Consider the following 20,248-nt stretch of genomic DNA (forward strand, 5'->3'; position numbering starts at 1 on the left):
CTCAGGTCCGGAGCTCGAACGGGGCCGCCGCCTTGATCACCCCGTTGACCTGCACCTCCACCAGGTGCTCGCCGCGATGGTGGGTGCGGGTGCTGATCGGCTTCACCCGGTGCCGCTTCTCCAGAGCGCGCCGCTCGCCCGCGCACAGCTCCACGGTGGTCCACTTGAACACCTTGGGGCGGCGGGTGCCGTCGGCCTTCACGTAGTGCACCCGGTAGTCCACGACGACCGTGTGCGGACGGTCGTCGGTGTTGACCAGTTCCACCCGTATCCGGAGCTCGCCCCCCAGGTCCAGCACGGCGGGGGACAGGGCCGGGCCCTCGGCTCGCACGCGGTCGCCGCCGGTCGCGCCCAGCAGCGCCAGCGCCCGCGGGTCGCCCTGCTTGACCAGGGTGCGCAGCGCGTGCCGGACCGTCCAGGAGGTCTCGGGGGTCGGGCTCTCCCGGGACCAGCGCTCGGCCAGGTCCAGCACCCGGCCGGGGTGGTCGCGCGAGATGTCGTTGAGGTTGTTGGCGACCGAGGTGCGCACGTACGCCGACGGGTCGTTGCGCAGGATCTCCAGGACCTCCAGCACCGGTTCCGGGTCGGCGACGAACTCCGGCAGCCGCCGAGCCCACGGCAGCCGGGGCCGCAGCCCCTCACTGGCGAACCGCCGCACGTTGGGGTCGGGGTCGGCGGCGCAGGCGTGCATCAGCTTCAGCGCCGCCTCCCGGTGGTGCACCAGGTAGGGCCGCACCGCGAACTCGGAGGTGTGCCGCCGGGTGATCTCCACCAGGGCGGGCAGCGACACCTCGGGGTGGGCCACCCCGTACTCCTCCACGAACCGGGCCACCGCCATCAGGTGGAAGCCCTGCGCGTACATCCCGGCGCCGTCCACCAGGTCCTCGCCCAGGGAGTCCACGAGCACCGCGACGGCCTCGGGGTAGGCGGCGGGCAGCCGGGCGCGCAGGCCCTCGGCCATCACCATCACCCGGTTCTTGAGCTCCAGCGGGCCGACCCGGGCCTCCACCTCGGCGGCGTAGCCCTCCACGTCGAACTCCGGGAGCCGCTCCCGGATCGCTGTGCCCAGCACCCGGGCGGCCCGCCGCCGACGTGCCGTTTGAGACTGTGGTCGTCCGCCATGCGTCCCCGTCCTCAACCCGTTCGAGGGGGCACAGTGTGCCGCTCGGCCGGGGAGAAGTCGAGATTCGCCATCAAGCGGATGATCGGTTGTTCTCTTCGCTCACGTCGCATGGACGCCCATTCCCGACAGGGGCGACGGGCCGCCGCCGGGGCGCGGGACCGCCGGCCCCGCGCCCCGGTTCCCCGTCAGTCGTCCGCCGGGCGGCGGGTGTTGGGCGCGATCGGGGTGTCCTTGGGCCGGACGCCGATCTTGGAGCCCAGCCACACCAGCGGGTCGTACCTGCGGTCGGCGACGCGCTCCTTCATCGGGATGAGCGCGTTGTCGGTGATCCGGATGTTCTCGGGGCACACCTCCGTGCAGCACTTGGTGATGTTGCAGTAGCCCAGCCCGAACTCGTCCTGGGCGATCATCCGCCGGTCGGCGGTGTCCTCCGGGTGCATCTCCAGCTCGGCCACCCGCATCAGGAAGCGCGGGCCGGAGAAGTGCGGCTTGTTCTCCTCGTGGTCGCGGATCACGTGGCACACGTTGTTGCACAGGAAGCACTCGATGCACTTGCGGAACTCCTGCGACCGCTCCACGTCGACCTGCGCCATCCGGAAGTCCCCGGGCCCGGTGGCCGGGTCCGGGGCGAACGACGGGATCTCCCGCGCCTTGTCGTAGTTGAACGACACGTCGCACACCAGGTCCCGGACCACCGGGAACGTGCGCAGCGGCGTCACCGTGACCGTCTCGTCCTCGGTGAACACGCTCATCCGGGTCATGCACGACAGCCGCGGCATCCCGTTGATCTCCATCGAGCAGGAGCCGCACTTGCCGGCCTTGCAGTTCCAGCGCACCGCCAGGTCGGGGGCCTGGGTCGCCTGGAGGCGGTGCAGCACGTCCAGCACCACCTCGCCCTCGTTCACCTCGACCCGGTACTCGGACAGCTCCCCGTCGGCACCGCCGCGCCAGATCCGGAACACCCGCTCGCTCATGCCCGCTCCTCCTCGTTCGCGCCGTCGGCCGCCTCGGGCAGCTCCTCCTTGGTCAGGTACTTCACGAGCTCCTCGGGCCCGAACAGGGACATCAGCCCCTCGGGGATGTCGGGAACCGGGCGGTGCGCCACCTCCACCCCGCCGTCCCCGGCGGCCCGGACCTCCAGGTTGATCCGCCGCCACCGCGCCGACATCTCCGGGAAGTCGTCGCGGGTGTGCCCCCCGCGCGACTCCTCCCGCTCCAGCGCCGCCGCGGCGATCGCACGGGACACCACGAGCATGTTGGGCAGCGACATCGCCAGGTGCCAGCCCGGGTTGTACACCCGGTCCCCGGGAGCGCTCAGCCCGGCGGAGCGCTCCTGGAGCGCGTCCAGCCGCTCCAGCGCCCGCGCCAGCTCCGGACCCCGCCGGATGATCCCGACCAGGTCGTTCATCGTGTCCTGGAGGTCGGAGTGGAGCGTGTACGGGTTCTCGCCGGTGCCCTGCTTGAGGAACGCCAGGGCGTGGGCCGCCGCCTCGGACGCCTGGTCCTCCACGCTCGCGTAGGGCACGCGCCCGGAGAGCCCGGCGACGTACTCCGCCGCACCCGCCCCGGCCCGCCGGCCGAACACCAGCAGGTCCGACAGCGAGTTGCCGCCCAGCCGGTTGGAGCCGTGCATGCCGCCCGCCACCTCGCCGGCGGCGAACAGCCCGGGCACGTCGGAGGCGGCGGTCTCGGCGTCCACCCGCACCCCGCCCATCACGTAGTGGCAGGTGGGACCCACCTCCATGGGCTCGGCGGTGATGTCCACGTCCGCCAGCTCCTTGAACTGGTGGTGCATGGACGGCAGGCGGCGGCGGATCTCCTCCGCCGGCAGCCGGGTGGACACGTCCAGGAACACGCCGCCGTGCGGGGAGCCCCGCCCGGCCTTGACCTCGCTGTTGATCGCCCGAGCCACCTCGTCGCGGGGCAGGAGCTCGGGGGGCCTGCGGTGGTTCGCCGGGTCGTCGTACCAGCCGTCCGCCTCCGCCTCGGTCTCCGCGTACTGGGCGCGGAACACGTCGGGGACGTAGTCGAACATGAACCTGCGGCCCTCGGAGTTGCGCAGCACCCCGCCGTCGCCGCGCACGGACTCGGTGACGAGGATGCCCCGCACCGACGGCGGCCAGACCATCCCGGTGGGGTGGAACTGCACGAACTCCATGTTGATGAGCGACGCCCCGGCCCGCAGCGCCAGCGCGTGGCCGTCGCCGGTGTACTCCCAGGAGTTGGAGGTGGTCCGGAACATCTTGCCGATGCCGCCGGTGGCCAGCACCACCGCCGGCGCCTCGAACACGACGAACCCGCCGTCCTCGCGGCGGTAGCCGAACGCGCCGGCGATCGCGCCGTCGTGCAGCAGCAGCTCGGTGACCGCGGTCTCGGCGAACACCCGGAGCATCGCGTCGGGGTCGCCCAGCTCGGCGGCGTCGGCCTGCTGGAGCGCCACGATCCGCTGCTGGAGGGTGCGGATCATCTCCAGGCCGGTCCGGTCGCCGACGTGCGCCAGCCGCGGGTACTCGTGCCCGCCGAAGTTGCGCTGGCTGATCCGGCCGTCGGGGGTCCGGTCGAACAGGGCGCCCCAGTACTCCAGCTCCAGGATGCGGTCGGGCGCCTCGCGGGCGTGCAGCTCGGCCATGCGGGGGTCGTTGAGGAACTTGCCGCCGCGGATGGTGTCGCGGAAGTGGACCCGCCACCCGTCGTCGGGGTTGGCGTTGCCGAGTGCGGCCGCGGCGCCGCCCTCTGCCATCACGGTGTGCGCCTTTCCGAACAGCGATTTGGAGATGACGGCGGTGCGCATGCCCTGCTCGCGGGCCGCGATCGCGGCGCGCAGTCCCGCGCCGCCCGCCCCGATGACCACCACGTCGTAGGTGTGGCGGGTGACGCCGGGTGCTCTCGAAGGAGCCATCGTTTGCCTTTCCGGGTCGGCCTCGGTGCCCAGAGGTCAGTTGAAGAAGCGCAGGTCGGAGATGACTCCGCTCGCCATGAGAGCGACGTAGGCGTCGGTGGCGATGAGGGTGGCGATACTGGCCCAGCCGAAGTGCATGTGCCGGTGGTTGAGCCGGGAGACGCCCGTCCACAGGCGGTAGCGGACCGGGTGGCGGCCGAAGCTGCGCAGCCGACCGCCCATGATGTGGCGGCAGGAGTGGCAGCTGAGGGTGTAGCCCCACAGCATGAGCACGTTGACGACCATGATCACGTTGCCCAGGCCGATGCCGAAGCCGCCGTCCGTCCCGTGGAAGAAGGGGACGAGGGTGTCCCAGGTGTTGATCACGGTGATGGCGAAGGCGACGTAGAAGAAGTACCGGTGCCCGTTCTGCGGGAGCATCAGCGGCCGGGTCTCGCCGGTGTAGGACCGGTGCGGTTCCCGCACGGCGCAGGCTGTGGGCGCCTGCCAGATCGAGCGGTAGTAGGCCTTGCGGTAGTAGTAGCAGGTCAGCCGGAAGAGCAGCAGGAACGGCAGGCTGAGCAGGGCGTAGGGGACCAGCGGGGGGAACTCCACCGGCAGCCGCCCGAACAGGGCCGCGTCGGGCGCGCACTGCCCCGCCAGGCAGGGCGAGTAGAACGGGGTCAGGTAGTGGTGCTCCTGGACCCAGTAGTGGTCCTGCTGGAAGACCCGCAGGGTCGCGTAGACGACGAAGGTGGCCAGGCCCAGCGTGGTGAGCAGGGGTCCGATCCACCATCGGTCGGTGCGCAGGGTGCGCTGCGGGATGCGTATCCGGGCGCGTGCGGGGGCCGCGCGGTCGGGCGGGGTCACCGTTGTCTCCACCTCCTGCGGAGGGCCCCGGGCGGGGCGGACCGCGGGGTGGCCGCGCCTGCGCCGTGGCGCCTCCTGTGAGTGCCGGCCGGCCTGGGGTGGCCGGATGGGAACCGCTCTGTCACGCCACGTTAGGTGCCTGTGATGACGGTCACATCTCAGGTTCCCCGAAACCCCGAAGAAAAGGATGTGAAATGCGCCACTCTTTTTCCGTTTTTTGTGTGCTTATGTCCTGAGAACAGAATGAAAGAGCCTTTTGTGATGTAAGGCTCTTTTGGTAAGGAAGCGGCGGAAGTGGTAGGGGTCAAATGCCGTCCTTTTCCCGGCCCCCCGCCTCCGCGTCGGAGATGAGCACCTCCAGGTCCGGGCCCAGCTCCTGCGGGGACATCCCCAGCAGGTACCCGTTGAGGTGGCGGCGGAACGCGTCCGCCGAGTGGGAGGGCTCCACGTCCTTGCGCCGTGCCAGTGCCACCGTCCGCAGCAGCCGCGGACGGGCCAGCGGCGTCCCCCGCAGGCCGGGTCGGTTCTTGAGCACCATGCTCGGGACCACGGCCAGCCCCAGCCCCGCCTCCACGAACCGCAGTACGGCGTCCATCTCGCCGCCCTCCACCGCCAGCTCCGGCTCGAACCCGGCCGCACGGCAGGCCCGCAGCGTCGCCTCGCGCACGTCGTACCCCCGCCGGAACATCACCAGCGGCCGCTCCCGCAGCTCCGTGATCCGGATCGACGCCCGCCCGTTGGGGGAGGGGCGAGCCATCGGGCTGGCCACCACCAGGTTCTCCCGCAGGATCGGGATGGTGGACAGGTCCGGGTCGCTGCTCTGCAGCGGCAGGATGATCAGCGCCAGGTCCAGCTCGCCCCGCCCCAGCTCCCGGATGAGGTCGCGGGACCCGCTCTCCTCCACGTTCAGCTCGATCCCCGGGTAGCGGGTGTGGAAGTCGGCGAGCACGTCCGCCAGCAGCCCCGCGCACAGCGACGGGGTCGCCCCCAGGCGGACCCGGCCCCGGCGCACCCCGGCCAGCTCGGCCACCTCGCGCCGGGCCGTCTCCAGGTCCGTGAGGATGCGCTGGGCCAGCGGGAGCAGCGCCTCGCCGGCCGGCGTGAGTGTGATATTCCCCCGGGCACGACTGAATAACGGCGCGCCCAACTCCCTCTCAAGGCTGCGGATCTGTTTGCTCAAGCTCGGCTGGGCGACGCGGGAAAGCTCTGCTGCGCGGGTGAAATGGCGGGTACGGGCGACGGCGACGAAGTAGGCCAGCTGCTGGAACTGCATGATCCATAGCCTACGGCTATGGAGTCCAGAGTCCTGATGCCTTAGACGTCGGACTTAACTCGAATTTAAAGTGGCAGGCTGTGGCGAACAGTACCTTGACCAAGAAGCGGTCTACGGCCTACGGGTCCACGGTGGCACTCAAGTCAGCGATGGCTGTCACCGGGGCGATCCTCGCGCTGTATTTGATCGCGCACATGTACGGCAACCTGAAGGTCTTCTCGGGCCAGGAGGCGTTCGACGGCTACGCGCACAGCCTGCGCGAGCTCGGCTACCCGCTCCTGCCCGAGAGCGGCTTCCTGTGGATCGCCCGCGTCGTCCTGCTCGCGAGCATCCTCATCCACATCTACGCTGTGATCAGCCTGTGGCGTCGAGCCGGCCGCGCCCGGCAGAACCGCTACCAGGTGAAGAAGCGCGTCCAGCGCACCTACGCCTCGTACACCATGCGGTACGGCGGCGTCCTCATCGCGCTCTTCGTGGTCTTCCACATCCTGCACCTGACCGTCAACGCCATCGCGCCCGGCGGCAAGTCCGACAGCCCCTACGAGCGTCTCGTGAACGGGTTCCAGCCCGAGTTCTGGTACGTGACCCTGTTCTACGTCGCCGCCGTGATCGCCGTCGGCTTCCACCTCCGGCACGGCATCTGGAGTGCCATGGCCACGCTCGGCGTGAACAAGGCGTCCCGCCAGGGCAAGATCAACGCGGTGGCCGTGGCCTTCTCGCTGATCGTGACCATCGGCTTCCTGCTCCCGCCTCTGGCGGTCACCTTTGGACTGGTGAGTAAGTAATGTCTGACACCGACTACTTCGTCGTCGGCGACCCGATCCGGGACGAGAAGGCCCCCGAGGGGCCGATCAACGAGCGCTGGGACAAGCGCCGTTTCTCCGCCAAGCTGGTCAACCCCGCGAACCGGCGCAAGCTCTCCGTGATCATCGTCGGCACCGGTCTCGCCGGCGCCTCCGCGGCCGCGACCCTGGGCGAGGCGGGCTACAACGTCACCTCGTTCTGCTACCAGGACAGCCCGCGCCGCGCCCACTCCATCGCGGCGCAGGGCGGCATCAACGCGGCCAAGAACTACCGCAACGACGGCGACAGCATCTACCGGCTGTTCTACGACACCGTCAAGGGCGGCGACTTCCGCTCCCGCGAGTCGAACGTGTACCGCCTGGCCCAGACCAGCGTCGAGATCATCGACCAGTGCGTGGCCCAGGGCGTGCCCTTCGCGCGCGAGTACGGCGGCCTGCTCGACAACCGCTCCTTCGGCGGCGTGCAGGTCTCCCGCACCTTCTACGCCCGCGGCCAGACGGGGCAGCAGCTGCTCATCGGCGCCTACCAGGCGCTGGAGCGGCAGATCGCGGCCGGCACCGTCGAGATGAACACCCGCCACGAGATGCTCGAGCTGATCGTGGTGGACGGCAAGGCCCGCGGCATCATCGCCCGCGACATGGTCACCGGCGAGATCGAGACGCACTTCGCCGACGCCGTCGTCCTGGCCTCCGGCGGCTACGGCAACGTGTTCTTCCTGTCGACGAACGCGATGGGTTGCAACGTCACCGCCACCTGGCGGGCGCACCGCAAGGGCGCGCTCTTCGCGAACCCCTGCTACACGCAGATCCACCCGACCTGCATCCCGGTCAGCGGCGACTACCAGTCCAAGCTGACCCTGATGAGCGAGTCGCTGCGCAACGACGGCCGCATCTGGGTGCCCAAGGAGCACGGGGACACCCGCGACCCCCGCCAGATCCCCGAGGACGAGCGCGACTACTACCTGGAGCGCATCTACCCGTCCTTCGGCAACCTGGTGCCGCGCGACATCGCCTCCCGAGCCGCCAAGAACGTCTGCGACGAGGGCCGCGGCGTCGGCCCCGGCGGCCTGGGCGTGTACCTGGACTTCGCCGACGCGATCCAGCGCATGGGGCGGGCCGCCGTCGAGGCCAAGTACGGCAACCTGTTCGACATGTACCAGCGCATCACCGGCGAGAACCCGTACGAGGTTCCGATGCGCATCTACCCGGCCGTCCACTACACCATGGGCGGACTGTGGGTCGACTACGACCTGCAGAGCACCATCCCGGGCCTGTTCGTGACCGGTGAGGCCAACTTCTCCGACCACGGCGCCAACCGCCTGGGCGCGAGCGCGCTGATGCAGGGCCTGGCCGACGGCTACTTCGTCCTGCCCAACACCATCAACGACTACCTCGCCGCCGGCCCGTTCGAGAAGATCGACGAGTCGCACCCCGAGGCCGTCGCGGCCAAGGAGCAGGTCACCTCCCGGATCGACACGTTCCTGTCCCTGCAGGGCTCCCGCACCGTCGACTCCTTCCACAAGGAGCTCGGCCAGATCATGTGGGAGTACTGCGGCATGGAGCGCAGCGAGGAGGGCCTCACCAAGGCCATCGAGCTCATCCGCAACCTGCGCGAGGAGTTCTGGCGCGACGTCAAGGTGCTCGGCACCAACGACGAGCTCAACCAGGCCCTGGAGAAGGCCGGCCGCGTCGCCGACTTCCTGGAGCTGGGCGAGCTCATGTGCATCGACGCCCTGCACCGCCGGGAGTCCTGCGGCGGTCACTTCCGCGCCGAGAGCCAGACCGAGGACGGCGAGGCGCTGCGCCACGACGACGAGTTCGCCTACGTGGCGGCCTGGGAGTTCGGTGGCGATGGCAACAAGCCCGTACTCCACAAGGAAGCCCTGGAGTACGAGTACGTCGAGATGAAGCAGCGGAGCTACAAGTGAACATCACCCTGCGCGTATGGCGCCAGAAGGGCCGGGACGACCAGGGCCGGTTGGTCACCTACAAGCTCACCGACGTCTCCCCGGACATGTCGTTCCTGGAGATGCTCGACGTTCTCAACGAGAAGCTCACGCTGGAGAACGAGGAGCCGGTCGCGTTCGACCACGACTGCCGTGAGGGCATCTGCGGTGCCTGCGGTGTCGTGATCGACGGCGAGGCCCACGGCCCGGAGGTCACCACCACCTGCCAGCTGCACATGCGCAGCTTCAAGGACGGCGACACCATCACCGTGGAGCCGTGGCGCGCCAAGGCGTTCCCGGTCATCAAGGACCTGGTCGTGGACCGCGGCGCCTTCGACCGGATCATCCAGGCGGGCGGCTACATCAGCGCCCCGACGGGTACCGCCCCGGACGCCCACGCCAACCCGATCCCGAAGCCGGACGCCGACCGCGCGTTCGACGCCGCGACCTGCATCGGCTGCGGCGCCTGCGTTGCGGCCTGCCCGAACGCCTCCGGCATGCTGTTCACCGCCGCGAAGGTCACCCACCTCGGCATGCTCCCGCAGGGGCAGCCGGAGCGGGCCTCGCGCGTGGTCAACATGATCAACCAGCACGACGAAGAGGACTTCGGCGGCTGCACCAACATCGGTGAGTGCGCGGCGGTCTGCCCCAAGGGCATCCCGCTGGACACCATCTCCCAGCTCAACCGCGACCTGCTGGGCTCCCTCGCCAAGGGCGTCGGCTAGCCGACACCCGCCGCGAGGCCCGGGGCCGCACCCCTCCCGGGGGTGCGGCCCCTTCGCCGTTCCCCGGCCGTCCCCGAGCGGCCGGGGACGCCCCGCGTCCCCGGGCCGGCCGGGCCGGGCCCCCTCTCACCCCCGCCCGGGCAGCCCCCGCATCCGCCCGGCGATCTCCTCGGCGTCCACCAGTTCCCCCGTGGTCACCGCGATGACGAGGTCGTAGGCGGCGTCCTGGTCGACCGGTCCCCAGTCGACCCCGTTGAGCCGCAGGAACACCTTGGCCGAGGTCCAGGCCAGCCGCTTGTTTCCATCCGAGAGCGGATGCCCGATGAGGACCGAGCGCAGCAGGGCCGCCGCCTTGAGCCACGGATCCGGATACGCCTCCTCACCGAAGGCGGTGTCCCGCGGCCGGGCCAGGGCCGCGTCCAGCAGGGCGGCGTCGCGCACGGCCACCACGGGCGGCAGGATCACGTCGGCGATCTCCAGCGCGTCGCCGCGCGTCAGATGGCGGGTCATTCGCCCAGCCTCGCCAGCAGCTCGGCATCCTCCGCCGCGATCTCCTCGGCGCACCGCCGCACCTCGGCACGGCGCCGGTCCAGGTGGGCGCGCAGGGCCGCCGCGGCCGCCGTGGCCGGGTCGGTGCCCTCGGCGCCGGCCAGCTCGTGCAGGTGCTCCCACAGCTCCGGAGGGAGGTCCAGGGTGAGGTTCATGCCCGGAGGCTATCGGGGCTCCCCGTAGGAGGCATAGTGCTTCGCGACGGCGTGGAAGGCCTCCTTGGGCTCCCAGGAGGCGAGGTCGGCGGAGGGGCGCACCACGCCGAAGCCCGCGGTGTCCAGGTCCAGTTCCGCCTCCTCCGAGGCGGGGAAACCCGGCATGGCGAACGTGAACACGAACGCGCCCCGCACACCGCTCTCCCGGTACAGGTCCAGTAGCTCCGTGAGGTAGCGGGCCTGCACGGACTCGTCGCGCACGGTCCCCTCGCGCAGCCGGGGCGGGTCGGCGAACCAGTTCACCGCGAAGAACGACCCTGCGCCGCGCACCTCGGCGCCCCGGTAGGCGCCGCAGCCGAACTCGGTGACCACCAGCGGCCTGTCCAGGCAGGCGAGCAGGTCCCGCAGGCGCCGGGCGTACCCCCCGACGTCCGTGCCCTGGCGGTACAGGTTCACCCCCGCCACGTCGAACCCCGACCAGTCCACGTCCTCCCACGGCCCCGCGCCGTAGGTGAGCGGTCCCGAGAAGCGCTCCCGGGCGACCTCGCGGGACAGCTCCAGCAGTGCGCGCAGCCGCCGGTTCATCCGCCGCCGGAAGAGCCGTAGCAGCCGGGGCCGCCGGATGATCTGCAGCCGGGAGAACTCGCCCGGCCCCGGCAGCAGGCCCGGGGCGATCAGCGAGAACTCGGTCCCCACCAGCAGGGTGACCCGCCCCGGGTGGGCGGCGCGCAGCTCCTCGGCCAGGGCCGCGGCCGCCGCCAGGTGCTCCATGTGCCCGGCGACCGGCAGGTTCGCGCACCGCGGTCGCACCCACACCTCCAGGCCGACCGCCAGCGCGGCCTCCGCGGCGGCGCGCAGGAGCGCCGGGTCGGAGCCGATGGGCATGACCGCCGTGCAGTGCAGCTCCTCCCGGATGGCGCGCATGTCGGCGGCGGTGCGTTCCGGGCTCAGGTGGTCGACGTGGTGCGAGATCCCGCGGACGTCCATCAGGCGGGCGGGCGGAGCATCAGGTGGGTGAGCGGGGTGCCCGGTTCGGCCAGGGTGTCGATGGTCTCGAACCCGAAACGCGTGTAGTAGCGGACGTTGGCCGGGTTCATCGTCTCCAGGTACACGGGAACCCCGTCGGCGTCGGCCCGGTCCAGGCCGGCGCGCAGCAGCAGGGTCCCGATCCCCGACCGCCCCACCGCCGGATCGGCACCCAGCACCTGGAGGTGCCAATGGGGCTCCCTGGGGGCGTGCGACGCGAGAGCGGCGAAGTAGCGGAGCACCCGGGGGAAGCGGGCCGGACCGACCATCTCCAGCCAGTGCGGCAGGGAGCGCAGCGCGGCGGCCGCGCCGCCCTCCTCCCCGCCCGGCGGGGACCAGAGCGCGGCGCCGCGGACCACCGGGCCGCGCTCGGGGTCCTCGCGGGCCTCGACGAGGGCGGAGTACCCGAGGGGGACGTGGACGAAGCCCGCCATCAGGGCGCTGGCCCGGGTCGTCCGGGACATGCGCAGCATGGCGTCGGGGAACAGCCACCGGAACAGGGGGTCGTCGTGGAAGGCCCGGCCCAGGACGCGCGCCACGCCCGGCAGGTCGTCCATGGTGGCGGTGCGCACTGTGCGCGCGAGCGTGCCGGTCATGGTGGAACCCCTCTCCCTCGGCGTCACCATGCTAGATCACGGAAATGTCACCGGGGAGCCGCACGCCCGGCCCCTGAGGACTTCAGGAGGGGTCGCGCCGCAGGAACCAGCTGGTGCCCGCCTCCGGGTTGGCGGCCTCGCCGACCACCCGGAAACCGAAGCGCTCGTAGAAGCCCAGGCTCTTCTCGTTGAGCGTCTGGGTGAAGACCGGCAGGTCCTGGGAGTCCGCCCGGTCCAGGCCCGAGGTGAGCAGCCCGCCGCCCAGCCCCGTCCCGGTCATGGCCGGGTCCACGCCCAGCGCCGCCAGGTACAGGTGCGGCTCCTGCGGGGCGGCCATCTTCCACTCCGCGAAGACCCGCACGAACCCCGCCGTCCGGGCGCGCCCCAGCAGCTGGCCCCAGTGCGGCCACATGCGCAGCGACACCAGGCGCCCCTCGGGGTTGGTCGTGTACGGCGCCCACAGGGCGGCGCCGCGGATCACCGGCGCCGAGTCGTCCTCGGCCACCTCCACGACCCGGGTGTCGCCGAAGGGCACGTAGCCGAATCCGGCGGTCAGTGCCAGCAGGCGGCGGGCCCGGGCCATCCGCAGCTCCGGCTCGGGGAACAACCACTGGAAGAGGGGGTCGTCGTAGAGGGCGCGGCTCAGCACGCGCGCCACCCCGGGAACGTCGTCCGGGGTCGCGGTCCGGGAACCGGCGGTCACAGTCGCAGTCATGCGGTTCGCTCTCCAACTAGGGGGCCGTACCCGGCCATGGTAGATCACGAATGCGTCACGGAACCCTCGGGGGCATGACCGTTTCCGGCACCTTCTGGTCGAAGACGTGCGCCCGTACCCACGCGTGCATCGCGACCGCCGCAGCCGCCCCCGCGTTGATCGACCGGGTGGACCCGAACTGCGCGATCGACAGCACCGCCCGGCACACCGACCGCACCTCCTCCGACAGCCCCGGGCCCTCCTGGCCGAACACCAGCACCGCGTCGCGCGGCAGCGGGTAGGTCTCCAGCGGAACCGCGCCGGGCAGGTTGTCGATGCCGATCAGCGGCAGGTCCCGCTCCGCCGCCCACGCCACCAGCGCCCCCGTGTCCGGGTGGTGGTGCACGTGCTGGTAGCGGTCGGTGACCATCGCCCCCCGCCGGTTCCACCGGCGCCGCCCCACGATGTGCACGGCGGCGCAGCCGAACGCGTTGGCGGTGCGCACCACCGAACCGATGTTGAAGTCGTGGGACCAGTTCTCCACCGCCACGTGGAAGGGGTGCCGGACGGTGTCGAGGTCGGCGACGATCGCCTCCCGCCGCCAGTAGCGGTAGCGGTCCACGACGTTGCGCCGGTCACCGCCCGCCAGCAGCTCGGGGTCGTAGTGGTCGCCCTCGGGCCAGGGCCCCGCCCAGGGCCCGACGCCGACCTCGCGCGCCTCGTCCTCACCGGGGGTGTCGGGGTTCTCGTTCATCGCACCCCAGCTTAGGTACCCCCTACAGGTGGATGTCCCCGTGGAAGTCCCGCCCCTGGACGACCTTGGCGCCGCCGCCCACGTCCCCGTGGACCTGGTTGACGACGTTCCCCTCGCCCTCCTGGCCGACCTCGATCCCCGGGCCCAGCTCGCGTACGAGGGCGCCGATCTCCGGGTCCTGGGCTGCCGCCCGCTCCAGGTGCCCGGCCAGCGCCTCCAGGGCCGCCGGGTCGTCCGCGGAGGCACGCGCCCGGTCCAGGGCCTCCTGGGCCTGCGGGTCGCCTCGGAACCACGTGAGGACGGCCTGCCGCAACCGCTTCAGCCCCTCGCCGACGGCTCCGCTCACCTGCTCGGCGACCTTGGAGGAAGCGCCGCCGACAAGGGCGCTGGCCAGGGCGAGGGTGATGGGGTCGGCCACGGGGGCTCCTTCGCGCTCGGGGGCGGAACTCCCCCCAGTCTGGCCGATCAGGCGGCGCGCTGTCGCCTCCTGGAGACCAGCAGGGCCGCCGCCCGCCAGCCGAGCATCACCGCTCCCAGGAAGAGCGAGGTGACGATGACGAAGGAGAGCGGGGTCCCCTCGCCGATGACCCGCCGCACCAGCATGCCCCCGACCACGGTGACCGCCCACACGAGCACCCCGGTCGGCCACGGCGCGGCCGGGGCGCGCCACGCCCGCGACACCGCCCAGCCCAGCAGGGCGGCGGCCAGGAACGGCCACGCGGTGGACAGCACCGCCCCGACCGCGGTACCGGTCCCGTGGTCGGTCTTCCCGACCACCACGAACACCAGGACGCACAGCAGGTCGGCCGCCAGGGCCAGGGGAACCGCATACGAACGCATGGGCCCAGGCTACGGCCGTGCTCCCCGGACCCCCGGGCGGCCCCGGGAACCTTTTTCGGGCACTCGGTATCGTAAGGGGCGGTCACGGAAGGTGACCTCCACCCCCTGGAACGAGCGAGGATCGTCGTCCCCGTGAACCATCCCCCGACCCACCCGCCGGGCGCGCCCTCCGGCGTGACCCCCCTGCCTGCCGGGGACCCCCGGACCGTCGGCCCCTTCCGGATCGCCGGCCGCCTCGGCGCCGGCGGCATGGGCACCGTGTACGCGGCCCTGGACGACCGCGACCGGCGCGCCGCGCTCAAGCTGGTCCACGCGATGTACGCCGCCGACCCCGACTTCCGCGACCGCTTCGCCCGCGAGGTCCGGCTGGTGCGCCGGGTCCGGGCCGAGGGGGTGCCGGGCTTCCTGGCCGCCGACACCCGGGCCGACATCCCGTGGCTGGCTACCGAGTACGTGCCCGGCCCCACCCTGGACGCCCGGGTGCGCGGCGGCGGCCCGCTGCCCCCCGGTCACCTGGCCGACTTCGCCCGTGTCACCGCGCGGGCGCTGGCCGCCGTCCACGCGGCGGGGGTGGTGCACCGCGACCTCAAGCCCGGCAACGTGATCCTGTCCCCGGACGGCCCGCGGATCCTGGACTTCGGCATCGCCCGCGCAGCGGAGGAGACCGCGCTGACCCGGACCGGCGCCCTGGTGGGCACCCCGGGGTGGATCTCCCCGGAGCAGTACCGGGGGGAGGCCGCCACCGACCGCTCGGACGTGTTCGCCTGGGCGTGCATGGTGGTGTTCGCGGCCACCGGCCGCGGGCCGTTCGGCTCGGGCACCACGGAGGGCGTCGTCTCGGCGGTGCTGTCCGCCCCGCCCGCCCTCGACGGCGTCCCCGCGCCGCTGCGGCCGGTCCTGGCCGCCGCCCTGGACAAGGACCCCGCCCGGCGGCCCTCCGCCGCCGAGGCGGCCGCGGCCCTGCCCGCCCTCCCCGTCCCGGCCCCCTGGGCGGCCGTCCTGCCCCCGGTGGACGCCGACCCGGGCTCCTGGGCGCGCGCCGCACCGCCGCGCCGGTCCTGGGCGCGCCGCCACGGCCGCGTCCTCGCGGCGGCCGCCGCCGCGACCGCGCTCGCCGTGGGCGTCGCCACCGCCTCCGCACTGCTCCCCCCGCCGGGCCCCGGGGACGGCGGGCCGACGGCGCAGGACGCCCCGGCCGGGACCGCTCCGGAGTCCGGCACAGCCGGCGGGGAGCAGGTCCCCGCCGGCGTTCCCGAGGAGTACCGCGACCTCTACGAGAACGGGACCGTGGTCATCGAGGCGGCCCCCGGCGGCGAACCGGCCGTCGTCCGCTCCCTGGTGGGCCCGGACGGGACCTCACTGGACCAGCTCCGGGTCACTCCGGTGGGGGTGTTCGAGACGGTGGGGGACACCCGCTGGGGGGTCGAGTGGCGGGTGGAGTACCTGCTCGACTTCGGTGAGATCCAGTTCCGCACCAGCGATTTCGCCTGGACCGACGGGGATCCCGCCGGGCAGGACCACCTCACCGTCGCCGCCCGCCACCAGGGCGGGCTGTTCGTACTGAGCCCGGACACCCCCGAGCAGCTCATTCCCGGATTCGCGGAGGGCCTCGCGTCCCCCCGGGCCGTCTACTACCTGCCCTCGGCCCTGACCGAGACGGTGGACGGGCAGGAGCGCTTCCCCCGAGACCGGACGGGCGGATTCTGCTTCTTCGACGAAGAGGGGCCCGAGACCTTCCCCGGCCTTTCCCTGGCACCGCTCGACCCGGACTGCCTCGTCTCCCCCTGACGACCCCACCCCTACCAGGAGCACCATGCCCCACGCCGAGTCACCGCCGTTCGCCCGAGGCCTCCTCCCGGAGGGGGTACGGCCGATCACCGACCGGGAACCGTCCCGGATAGGCCCCTACGACATCGTCGGCAGGATCGGCGCGGGCGGTATGGGCGCCGTGTACGCGGGCGTCTCCGCCGAGGCCGGACACGCCGCCGTCAAGGTCGTGCACCCGCACTACGCCGCCGACCCCGACTTCCGGGCCCGGTTCGCCCGCGAGGTGGCCATGGTCGCCCGCGTCAGGGCCTCCTGCACCGCCGCCTTCCTGGGCGCGGACACCGCCGCCGAGAGCCCCTGGATGGCCACCGAGTACGTGCCGGGGGACACCCTGCGCGCCTACGTCAGGAAGAACGGACCGCTCACCGGGGGTCTCGGCATCTCCCTGGCCGCGGGCCTGGCCGAGGCACTCACCGGGATCCACGCGGAGGGGGTCGTCCACCGCGACCTCAAACCCGGCAACGTGATCCTGTCCCCGTCGGGGCCCAAAGTCCTCGACTTCGGCATCGCCAGGGCCGCCGACGGCACGGCGCTGACCCGCACCGGCGGCCTGTTCGGCACCCCCGGCTGGATGGCGCCCGAACAGTACGGCGGGGTCCCGGCCTCGGAGTTCTCCGACATGTTCGCCTGGGGCTGCCTGGTCGCCTTCGGGACCACCGGGCGCGACCCCTTCGCGGGGGGGCCGCTGGACGTGGTGGTCCACCGCACCCGCACGGCGGAGCCCGACCTCACCGGGATGCCGCCGGAACTGGTGCCGACGGTGCGCCGCGCCCTGGCCAAGAACCCGCAGGACCGCCCGACCGCCGCGCAGGCCCTCGCCGAGGTGACCGCGGCGTGGAGCGCCACCCGCGTCCAGCAGCCGGCCCTCCCGGATCCCGACCGGGCGGTGCCCACCATGCTCGCGGTCGAGTGGCGCGGCGTGTCGGCGCCCGCGCCCCGGCGGGTGCGCCGCCGACCGCGGGCCGCGCTCCTGGTCCCGGCCGTGTCCGCCGTGCTCGTGACGGCCCTGCTGGGGGTCTGGCTGACCTTCCTGCGCCCCGACGGCGGGGAGCCCCAGGCCGACCCGGCCCCGCAGGAGTCGGCCTCCACCGCGACCGCGGCGCAGGACCCCTCCGAGGCGATCGGGGAGGCCGTCCGGCTCGCCATGGAGGCTCCGAGCTTCCTCACCTACAGCCGCTTCCACACCAACGACGTCGGCGACCCGGCGTCCGCCGACTACGCCTACACCCGGAACCCCGAACCCCGCTACATGGAGGTCCGGTACTACGGGGCCCTCATGAGCGGGCACATGGAGGTCGGACCCGACGCGGAGCGGGTCATCCCCCTGCGCCAGGGCGGCGCGGACGGAATGTCCTCGGACATGCTCACCGTCGATCCGGCCGGTGCCCCGCAGCTGCAGGGCCCCCGTTCCGGATGGGAGGCGGAGATGAACGGCATCCTGGAGAGGACCGGCCGCGAGGGCGCGACGGCCGAGTACGCGGGGCTCACACCCGTCCCCACGGAGTTCGTCCCGGAGGACATCGCCGCCGAGCGGGACATGGCCTCCCTCCGGGGCCACCGGTACTCGGGGACCTTCCCCCCCGACCCGCCGACGAGCGATGAGCAGCCCGTGGGAGAGGACGTGGTCTTCGACCTGTGGATCGGTGAGGACGGATACCCGCTCCGATACCGGACGACGCAGGACTTCCCCGACTGGGGGCCCACGGACACCGGCGAGCCCTTCCGCGTCCACACCTTCGAGATCATCTTCGTCCACTTCGGCGAGCCGGTGGACCTGCCGGTGCCCGAGGAGGGGACCGACGTCCCCGCCGTGTCCTACTGACCCGGGCCGGTGCCGTGCGCGCGGCGCGCACGGCACCGGGCGGTCAGGCGTCGCCGCGCAGGGAGTCCTTGAGGAACTCCACCTGGAGCAGCATCAGGTTCTCCGACACCGTCGGGTCGGACGGGGAGTGGGTCACCCCCGACAGCGGCAGCACCGTGTGCCTGCGCCCCGCCGCCAGCAGCGCCGAGGACATCCGCTGGGTGTGGGCGAACACCACGTTGTCGTCGGACAGGCCGTGGATCATCATCAGCGGCCGCTCCAGCCCGGCCGCGTCCTCCAGCAGCGAGCTGCGCCCGTACACCTCCGGGTCGTCCTGGGGCAGGCCCAGGTAGCGCTCCGTGTAGTGGGTGTCGTACAGGCGCCAGTCGATGACCGGGGCGCCCGCCACGGCGGCGTGGAACACGTCCGGGCGGCGCAGCACCGCCAGCGCCGACAGGTAGCCGCCGAACGACCACCCGTGGATCCCCACCCGGGAGGTGTCCAGGAAGCCGAACCGCCCGGCGGCGTCGCGCAGGGCGGTGACCTGGTCCTCCAGCACCCCCGAGGCCAGGTCCAGGTGGATCTCCTGCTCCCACTCCACACTGATGCCGGGGGTGCCGCGCCCGTCCGCGATGAGCACCGCGAAGCCCTGCTCGGCGTACCACTGGGCGGTCAGGAACGCCCCGCGCGTGTGGAGCACCCGCTGGGCGTGCGGGCCGCCGTAGGGGGCCATGAGCACCGGCAGCGGGCGCAGGTCGTCCCGGTACCAGGAGGGCAGCACCAGCGCGCACGGGATGCCCCGCTCGCCCGCCCGCCAGAACTCCACCCTCGGCTCGGGCAGGTCCGGTGCCTCGGCGAAGCTCTCGATGGTCCCGTACCCGCGGCGGGTCTCGGTGCTCGCCCCGCGGACCACCAGGGTGCGCACCCCCGCGAACTCCATCGACCGGTGCTGCACCACCAGGGTGTCGCCGCGCAGCCGCCCCGAGCGCAGCCCGCCGTGCGCGTCGGCGTCGGCCGGAGCCGGGTCGCCGTGCCCGGGCGGCTCGACCGGGGCGGACAGCCCGGAGACCGGGTCCGCCAGCCACAGCGAGACGTCGCCGGGCCGCCCCTCGGGCGAGCCGGAGTACAGGATCCGTTCGCCGTCCACGTCCACCACTCCGCGCACGTACACGTCGGCGGGGCTGACGGCGCGTCCGCCGACGAACACCCGGCGCGGGCCGGTGCCGCCCTCGCGGCCGATCCACACCAGGTGCCCCCCGTCGGTGTGGGCGGGCACGCCCGGCATCAGCTCGACCCACACGCGGTCGGTCTCGGTGCGCGTCTCCATGCTCAGCCCGGTCGCCGGGTCGGCGCCGAACAGGGTGAGGGTGCGCTGGTCGCGGCTCTGCGCCGTGAACACCACGGTGGGGGAGCCGTCCGGGCCGGTCGTCCACCCGGCGGTGGCCAGGTAGGGCAGCGCCTCCCGGTCCCAGTCGATCCACACCGGCTCGGGGGCGCCGTCGGCGCGGAACACGGAGGACGGGGTGACGGCCAGCGCGGCCAGGCGCACCTCGGCGTTGGCGGTGCCCGCCGCGGGGTAGCGCAGCGCGGTGGGCTCCTGCTCGGGGGCGGCCGGGTCGTCCACGTACCAGCGGCCCACGGGGGACTCGTCCACCCGGGCGGCCAGCAGCGCCGAGCCGTCGGGCGCCCACCAGAACCCGCGGTAGCGGCCCATCTCCTCGGCGGCGATGAAGTCGGCCAGGCCCCAGGTGACGTTCTCGCCGTCGGGGACGGCCAGAGCCCGGTCGCCGTGGTCGGGCTCGGCGTCGGCGATGTCGATGACCCGCAGCGCCCCGCCGCTGACGTACGCGACCCGGTCGCCCGCCGGGCTGATCCGCGGGTCCACCACGGGGGTGGCGGCGGGCAGCTCGCGCGGCTCGGTGCGGTCGCCCACCAGGTCCACGTAGAACAGGCGGCCGGACAGGGTGAACACGGCGCGGGTGAACGCCCGGTCCACGGTGTACGACACGATCCCGCCGCCGCTCTCGCGCAGCCGCTCCCGGCGCGCCCGCTCCTCGGGGGGCAGGTTCTCGTCGTCGGCGCCGAGCGCGCGGGGGTCGGCGACCACCTGCTCGGTGCCCTCCTCCGCCTCGTGCACCCACAGGCACGTGGCGGTGTCGGTGCCGTCGCGTCCCCTCAGGAAGGCGACGCGCCGTCCGTCCGGGGAGATCTCGAAGGATCGCGGCACACCGATGGTGAATCGCTGGGTACGGGCCTGTTGGCGAGGAAAACTCATGGATCCGATTGTGGCCCACATCCCCGCTCCCCGTTCGACCCCTGTGGACGACCGGACGCCGCGGACCGCGGAGTCCGACCCGGCCGACGCGCGACCTGGCCGTTCAGGCGGGA

19 protein-coding genes are annotated in these 20,248 nt (G+C 72.7%); 5 read left to right on the forward strand and 14 right to left on the reverse strand.

Features of this window, described 5'->3' with window-relative positions; translation table 11 throughout:
• Position 1: 1 nt before the first annotated feature.
• From ACSUPR_RS20635 to ACSUPR_RS20655, 5 genes are all read right to left on the reverse strand, one after another.
• Entirely contained in the window at positions 2-1,072 is a 1,071-nt protein-coding gene (locus ACSUPR_RS20635; protein ID WP_436886349.1) for a DNA alkylation repair protein, read from the reverse strand.
• A gap of 236 nt (positions 1,073-1,308) precedes the next feature.
• A complete protein-coding gene (locus tag ACSUPR_RS20640; protein ID WP_436886350.1) occupies positions 1,309-2,097 on the reverse strand; it encodes a succinate dehydrogenase/fumarate reductase iron-sulfur subunit in 789 nt (262 codons plus the stop codon).
• Positions 2,094-4,022, reverse strand: a complete 1,929-nt coding sequence (locus ACSUPR_RS20645) for a fumarate reductase/succinate dehydrogenase flavoprotein subunit (protein ID WP_436886351.1) — start codon at positions 4,020-4,022, stop codon at positions 2,094-2,096. Before ACSUPR_RS20645 ends, ACSUPR_RS20640 begins: the two co-directional genes overlap by 4 nt.
• A gap of 36 nt (positions 4,023-4,058) precedes the next feature.
• Entirely contained in the window at positions 4,059-4,883 is an 825-nt protein-coding gene (locus ACSUPR_RS20650; RefSeq protein WP_436886352.1) for a hypothetical protein, read from the reverse strand.
• Positions 4,884-5,175: 292 nt separating this feature from the next.
• Positions 5,176-6,144, reverse strand: coding sequence for a LysR family transcriptional regulator (locus ACSUPR_RS20655; RefSeq protein WP_436886353.1), 969 nt, complete (start codon positions 6,142-6,144; stop codon positions 5,176-5,178).
• Positions 6,145-6,293: 149 nt separating this feature from the next.
• On the opposite strand from ACSUPR_RS20655, the gene ACSUPR_RS20660 reads away from it, so the two are divergent.
• The 3 genes from ACSUPR_RS20660 to ACSUPR_RS20670 are packed head-to-tail and all read left to right on the forward strand — an operon-like array spanning position 6,294 to position 9,618.
• Entirely contained in the window at positions 6,294-6,929 is a 636-nt protein-coding gene (locus ACSUPR_RS20660; protein WP_436892077.1) for a succinate dehydrogenase cytochrome b subunit, read from the forward strand.
• A complete protein-coding gene (locus ACSUPR_RS20665; protein WP_436886354.1) occupies positions 6,929-8,875 on the forward strand; it encodes a fumarate reductase/succinate dehydrogenase flavoprotein subunit in 1,947 nt (648 codons plus the stop codon). Before ACSUPR_RS20660 ends, ACSUPR_RS20665 begins: the two co-directional genes overlap by 1 nt.
• Entirely contained in the window at positions 8,872-9,618 is a 747-nt protein-coding gene (locus ACSUPR_RS20670) for a succinate dehydrogenase/fumarate reductase iron-sulfur subunit (RefSeq protein ID WP_436886355.1), read from the forward strand. The genes ACSUPR_RS20665 and ACSUPR_RS20670 overlap by 4 nt, the downstream gene beginning before the upstream one ends.
• Positions 9,619-9,744: 126 nt before the next feature.
• On the opposite strand, the gene ACSUPR_RS20675 is transcribed toward ACSUPR_RS20670, so the two are convergent.
• The 8 genes from ACSUPR_RS20675 to ACSUPR_RS20710 form a co-directional block, all read right to left on the reverse strand.
• Entirely contained in the window at positions 9,745-10,128 is a 384-nt protein-coding gene (locus ACSUPR_RS20675) for a type II toxin-antitoxin system death-on-curing family toxin (RefSeq protein WP_436886356.1), read from the reverse strand.
• Positions 10,125-10,322 (reverse strand): hypothetical protein, encoded by a 198-nt coding sequence (locus ACSUPR_RS20680; protein WP_436886357.1) that lies wholly within the window; start codon positions 10,320-10,322, stop codon positions 10,125-10,127. Before ACSUPR_RS20680 ends, ACSUPR_RS20675 begins: the two co-directional genes overlap by 4 nt.
• Positions 10,323-10,331: 9 nt before the next feature.
• Positions 10,332-11,309 carry a hypothetical protein gene (locus ACSUPR_RS20685; protein WP_436886358.1) on the reverse strand — a complete coding sequence of 326 codons (978 nt, stop codon included), beginning with the start codon at positions 11,307-11,309 and terminating at the stop codon, positions 10,332-10,334.
• Positions 11,309-11,944, reverse strand: coding sequence for a GNAT family N-acetyltransferase (locus ACSUPR_RS20690; RefSeq protein WP_436886359.1), 636 nt, complete (start codon positions 11,942-11,944; stop codon positions 11,309-11,311). Before ACSUPR_RS20690 ends, ACSUPR_RS20685 begins: the two co-directional genes overlap by 1 nt.
• An 82-nt stretch (positions 11,945-12,026) precedes the next feature.
• Positions 12,027-12,659: a GNAT family N-acetyltransferase gene (locus ACSUPR_RS20695; RefSeq protein ID WP_436886360.1), complete on the reverse strand. Its 633-nt coding sequence runs from the start codon at positions 12,657-12,659 to the stop codon at positions 12,027-12,029.
• Between the two features lie 55 nt (positions 12,660-12,714).
• On the reverse strand, positions 12,715-13,392 hold the full coding sequence (locus tag ACSUPR_RS20700) for a TrmH family RNA methyltransferase (RefSeq protein ID WP_436886361.1): 678 nt from the start codon (positions 13,390-13,392) through the stop codon (positions 12,715-12,717).
• A 22-nt stretch (positions 13,393-13,414) separates the two neighbouring features.
• Entirely contained in the window at positions 13,415-13,810 is a 396-nt protein-coding gene (locus ACSUPR_RS20705; protein WP_436886362.1) for a hypothetical protein, read from the reverse strand.
• 47 nt (positions 13,811-13,857) lie between these two features.
• Positions 13,858-14,232, reverse strand: a complete 375-nt coding sequence (locus tag ACSUPR_RS20710) for a DUF3054 domain-containing protein (RefSeq protein ID WP_436886363.1) — start codon at positions 14,230-14,232, stop codon at positions 13,858-13,860.
• 132 nt (positions 14,233-14,364) lie between these two features.
• Between ACSUPR_RS20710 and ACSUPR_RS20715 the strand changes: the two genes are divergently transcribed.
• Positions 14,365-16,020 carry a serine/threonine-protein kinase gene (locus tag ACSUPR_RS20715; protein WP_436886364.1) on the forward strand — a complete coding sequence of 552 codons (1,656 nt, stop codon included), beginning with the start codon at positions 14,365-14,367 and terminating at the stop codon, positions 16,018-16,020.
• Between the two features lie 25 nt (positions 16,021-16,045).
• A complete protein-coding gene (locus tag ACSUPR_RS20720; RefSeq protein WP_436886365.1) occupies positions 16,046-17,881 on the forward strand; it encodes a serine/threonine-protein kinase in 1,836 nt (611 codons plus the stop codon).
• A 43-nt stretch (positions 17,882-17,924) separates the two neighbouring features.
• On the opposite strand, the gene ACSUPR_RS20725 is transcribed toward ACSUPR_RS20720, so the two are convergent.
• Positions 17,925-20,135 carry a prolyl oligopeptidase family serine peptidase gene (locus ACSUPR_RS20725; RefSeq protein ID WP_436886366.1) on the reverse strand — a complete coding sequence of 737 codons (2,211 nt, stop codon included), beginning with the start codon at positions 20,133-20,135 and terminating at the stop codon, positions 17,925-17,927.
• Positions 20,136-20,248: the final 113 nt, after the last annotated feature.

This window comes from Nocardiopsis dassonvillei, assembly GCF_964273065.1.
In the GTDB taxonomy this organism is placed as follows: domain Bacteria; phylum Actinomycetota; class Actinomycetes; order Streptosporangiales; family Streptosporangiaceae; genus Nocardiopsis; species Nocardiopsis dassonvillei_B.

Bases quoted from the DNA above. Each gene is read 5' to 3' on its own strand.
- ACSUPR_RS20640 (WP_436886350.1), bottom strand. From the start codon at position 2,097: ATGAGCGAGCGGGTGTTCCGGATCTGGCGCGGCGGTGCCGACGGGGAG.
- ACSUPR_RS20645 (WP_436886351.1), bottom strand. From the start codon at position 4,022: ATGGCTCCTTCGAGAGCACCCGGCGTCACCCGCCACACCTACGACGTG.
- ACSUPR_RS20655 (WP_436886353.1), bottom strand. From the start codon at position 6,144: ATGCAGTTCCAGCAGCTGGCCTACTTCGTCGCCGTCGCCCGTACCCGC.
- ACSUPR_RS20660 (WP_436892077.1), top strand. From the start codon at position 6,294: ATGGCTGTCACCGGGGCGATCCTCGCGCTGTATTTGATCGCGCACATG.
- ACSUPR_RS20665 (WP_436886354.1), top strand. From the start codon at position 6,929: ATGTCTGACACCGACTACTTCGTCGTCGGCGACCCGATCCGGGACGAG.
- ACSUPR_RS20675 (WP_436886356.1), bottom strand. From the start codon at position 10,128: ATGACCCGCCATCTGACGCGCGGCGACGCGCTGGAGATCGCCGACGTG.
- ACSUPR_RS20680 (WP_436886357.1), bottom strand. From the start codon at position 10,322: ATGAACCTCACCCTGGACCTCCCTCCGGAGCTGTGGGAGCACCTGCAC.
- ACSUPR_RS20685 (WP_436886358.1), bottom strand. From the start codon at position 11,309: ATGGACGTCCGCGGGATCTCGCACCACGTCGACCACCTGAGCCCGGAA.
- ACSUPR_RS20690 (WP_436886359.1), bottom strand. From the start codon at position 11,944: ATGACCGGCACGCTCGCGCGCACAGTGCGCACCGCCACCATGGACGAC.
- ACSUPR_RS20695 (WP_436886360.1), bottom strand. From the start codon at position 12,659: ATGACTGCGACTGTGACCGCCGGTTCCCGGACCGCGACCCCGGACGAC.
- ACSUPR_RS20700 (WP_436886361.1), bottom strand. From the start codon at position 13,392: ATGAACGAGAACCCCGACACCCCCGGTGAGGACGAGGCGCGCGAGGTC.
- ACSUPR_RS20710 (WP_436886363.1), bottom strand. From the start codon at position 14,232: ATGCGTTCGTATGCGGTTCCCCTGGCCCTGGCGGCCGACCTGCTGTGC.
- ACSUPR_RS20720 (WP_436886365.1), top strand. From the start codon at position 16,046: ATGCCCCACGCCGAGTCACCGCCGTTCGCCCGAGGCCTCCTCCCGGAG.
- ACSUPR_RS20725 (WP_436886366.1), bottom strand. From the start codon at position 20,135: ATGAGTTTTCCTCGCCAACAGGCCCGTACCCAGCGATTCACCATCGGT.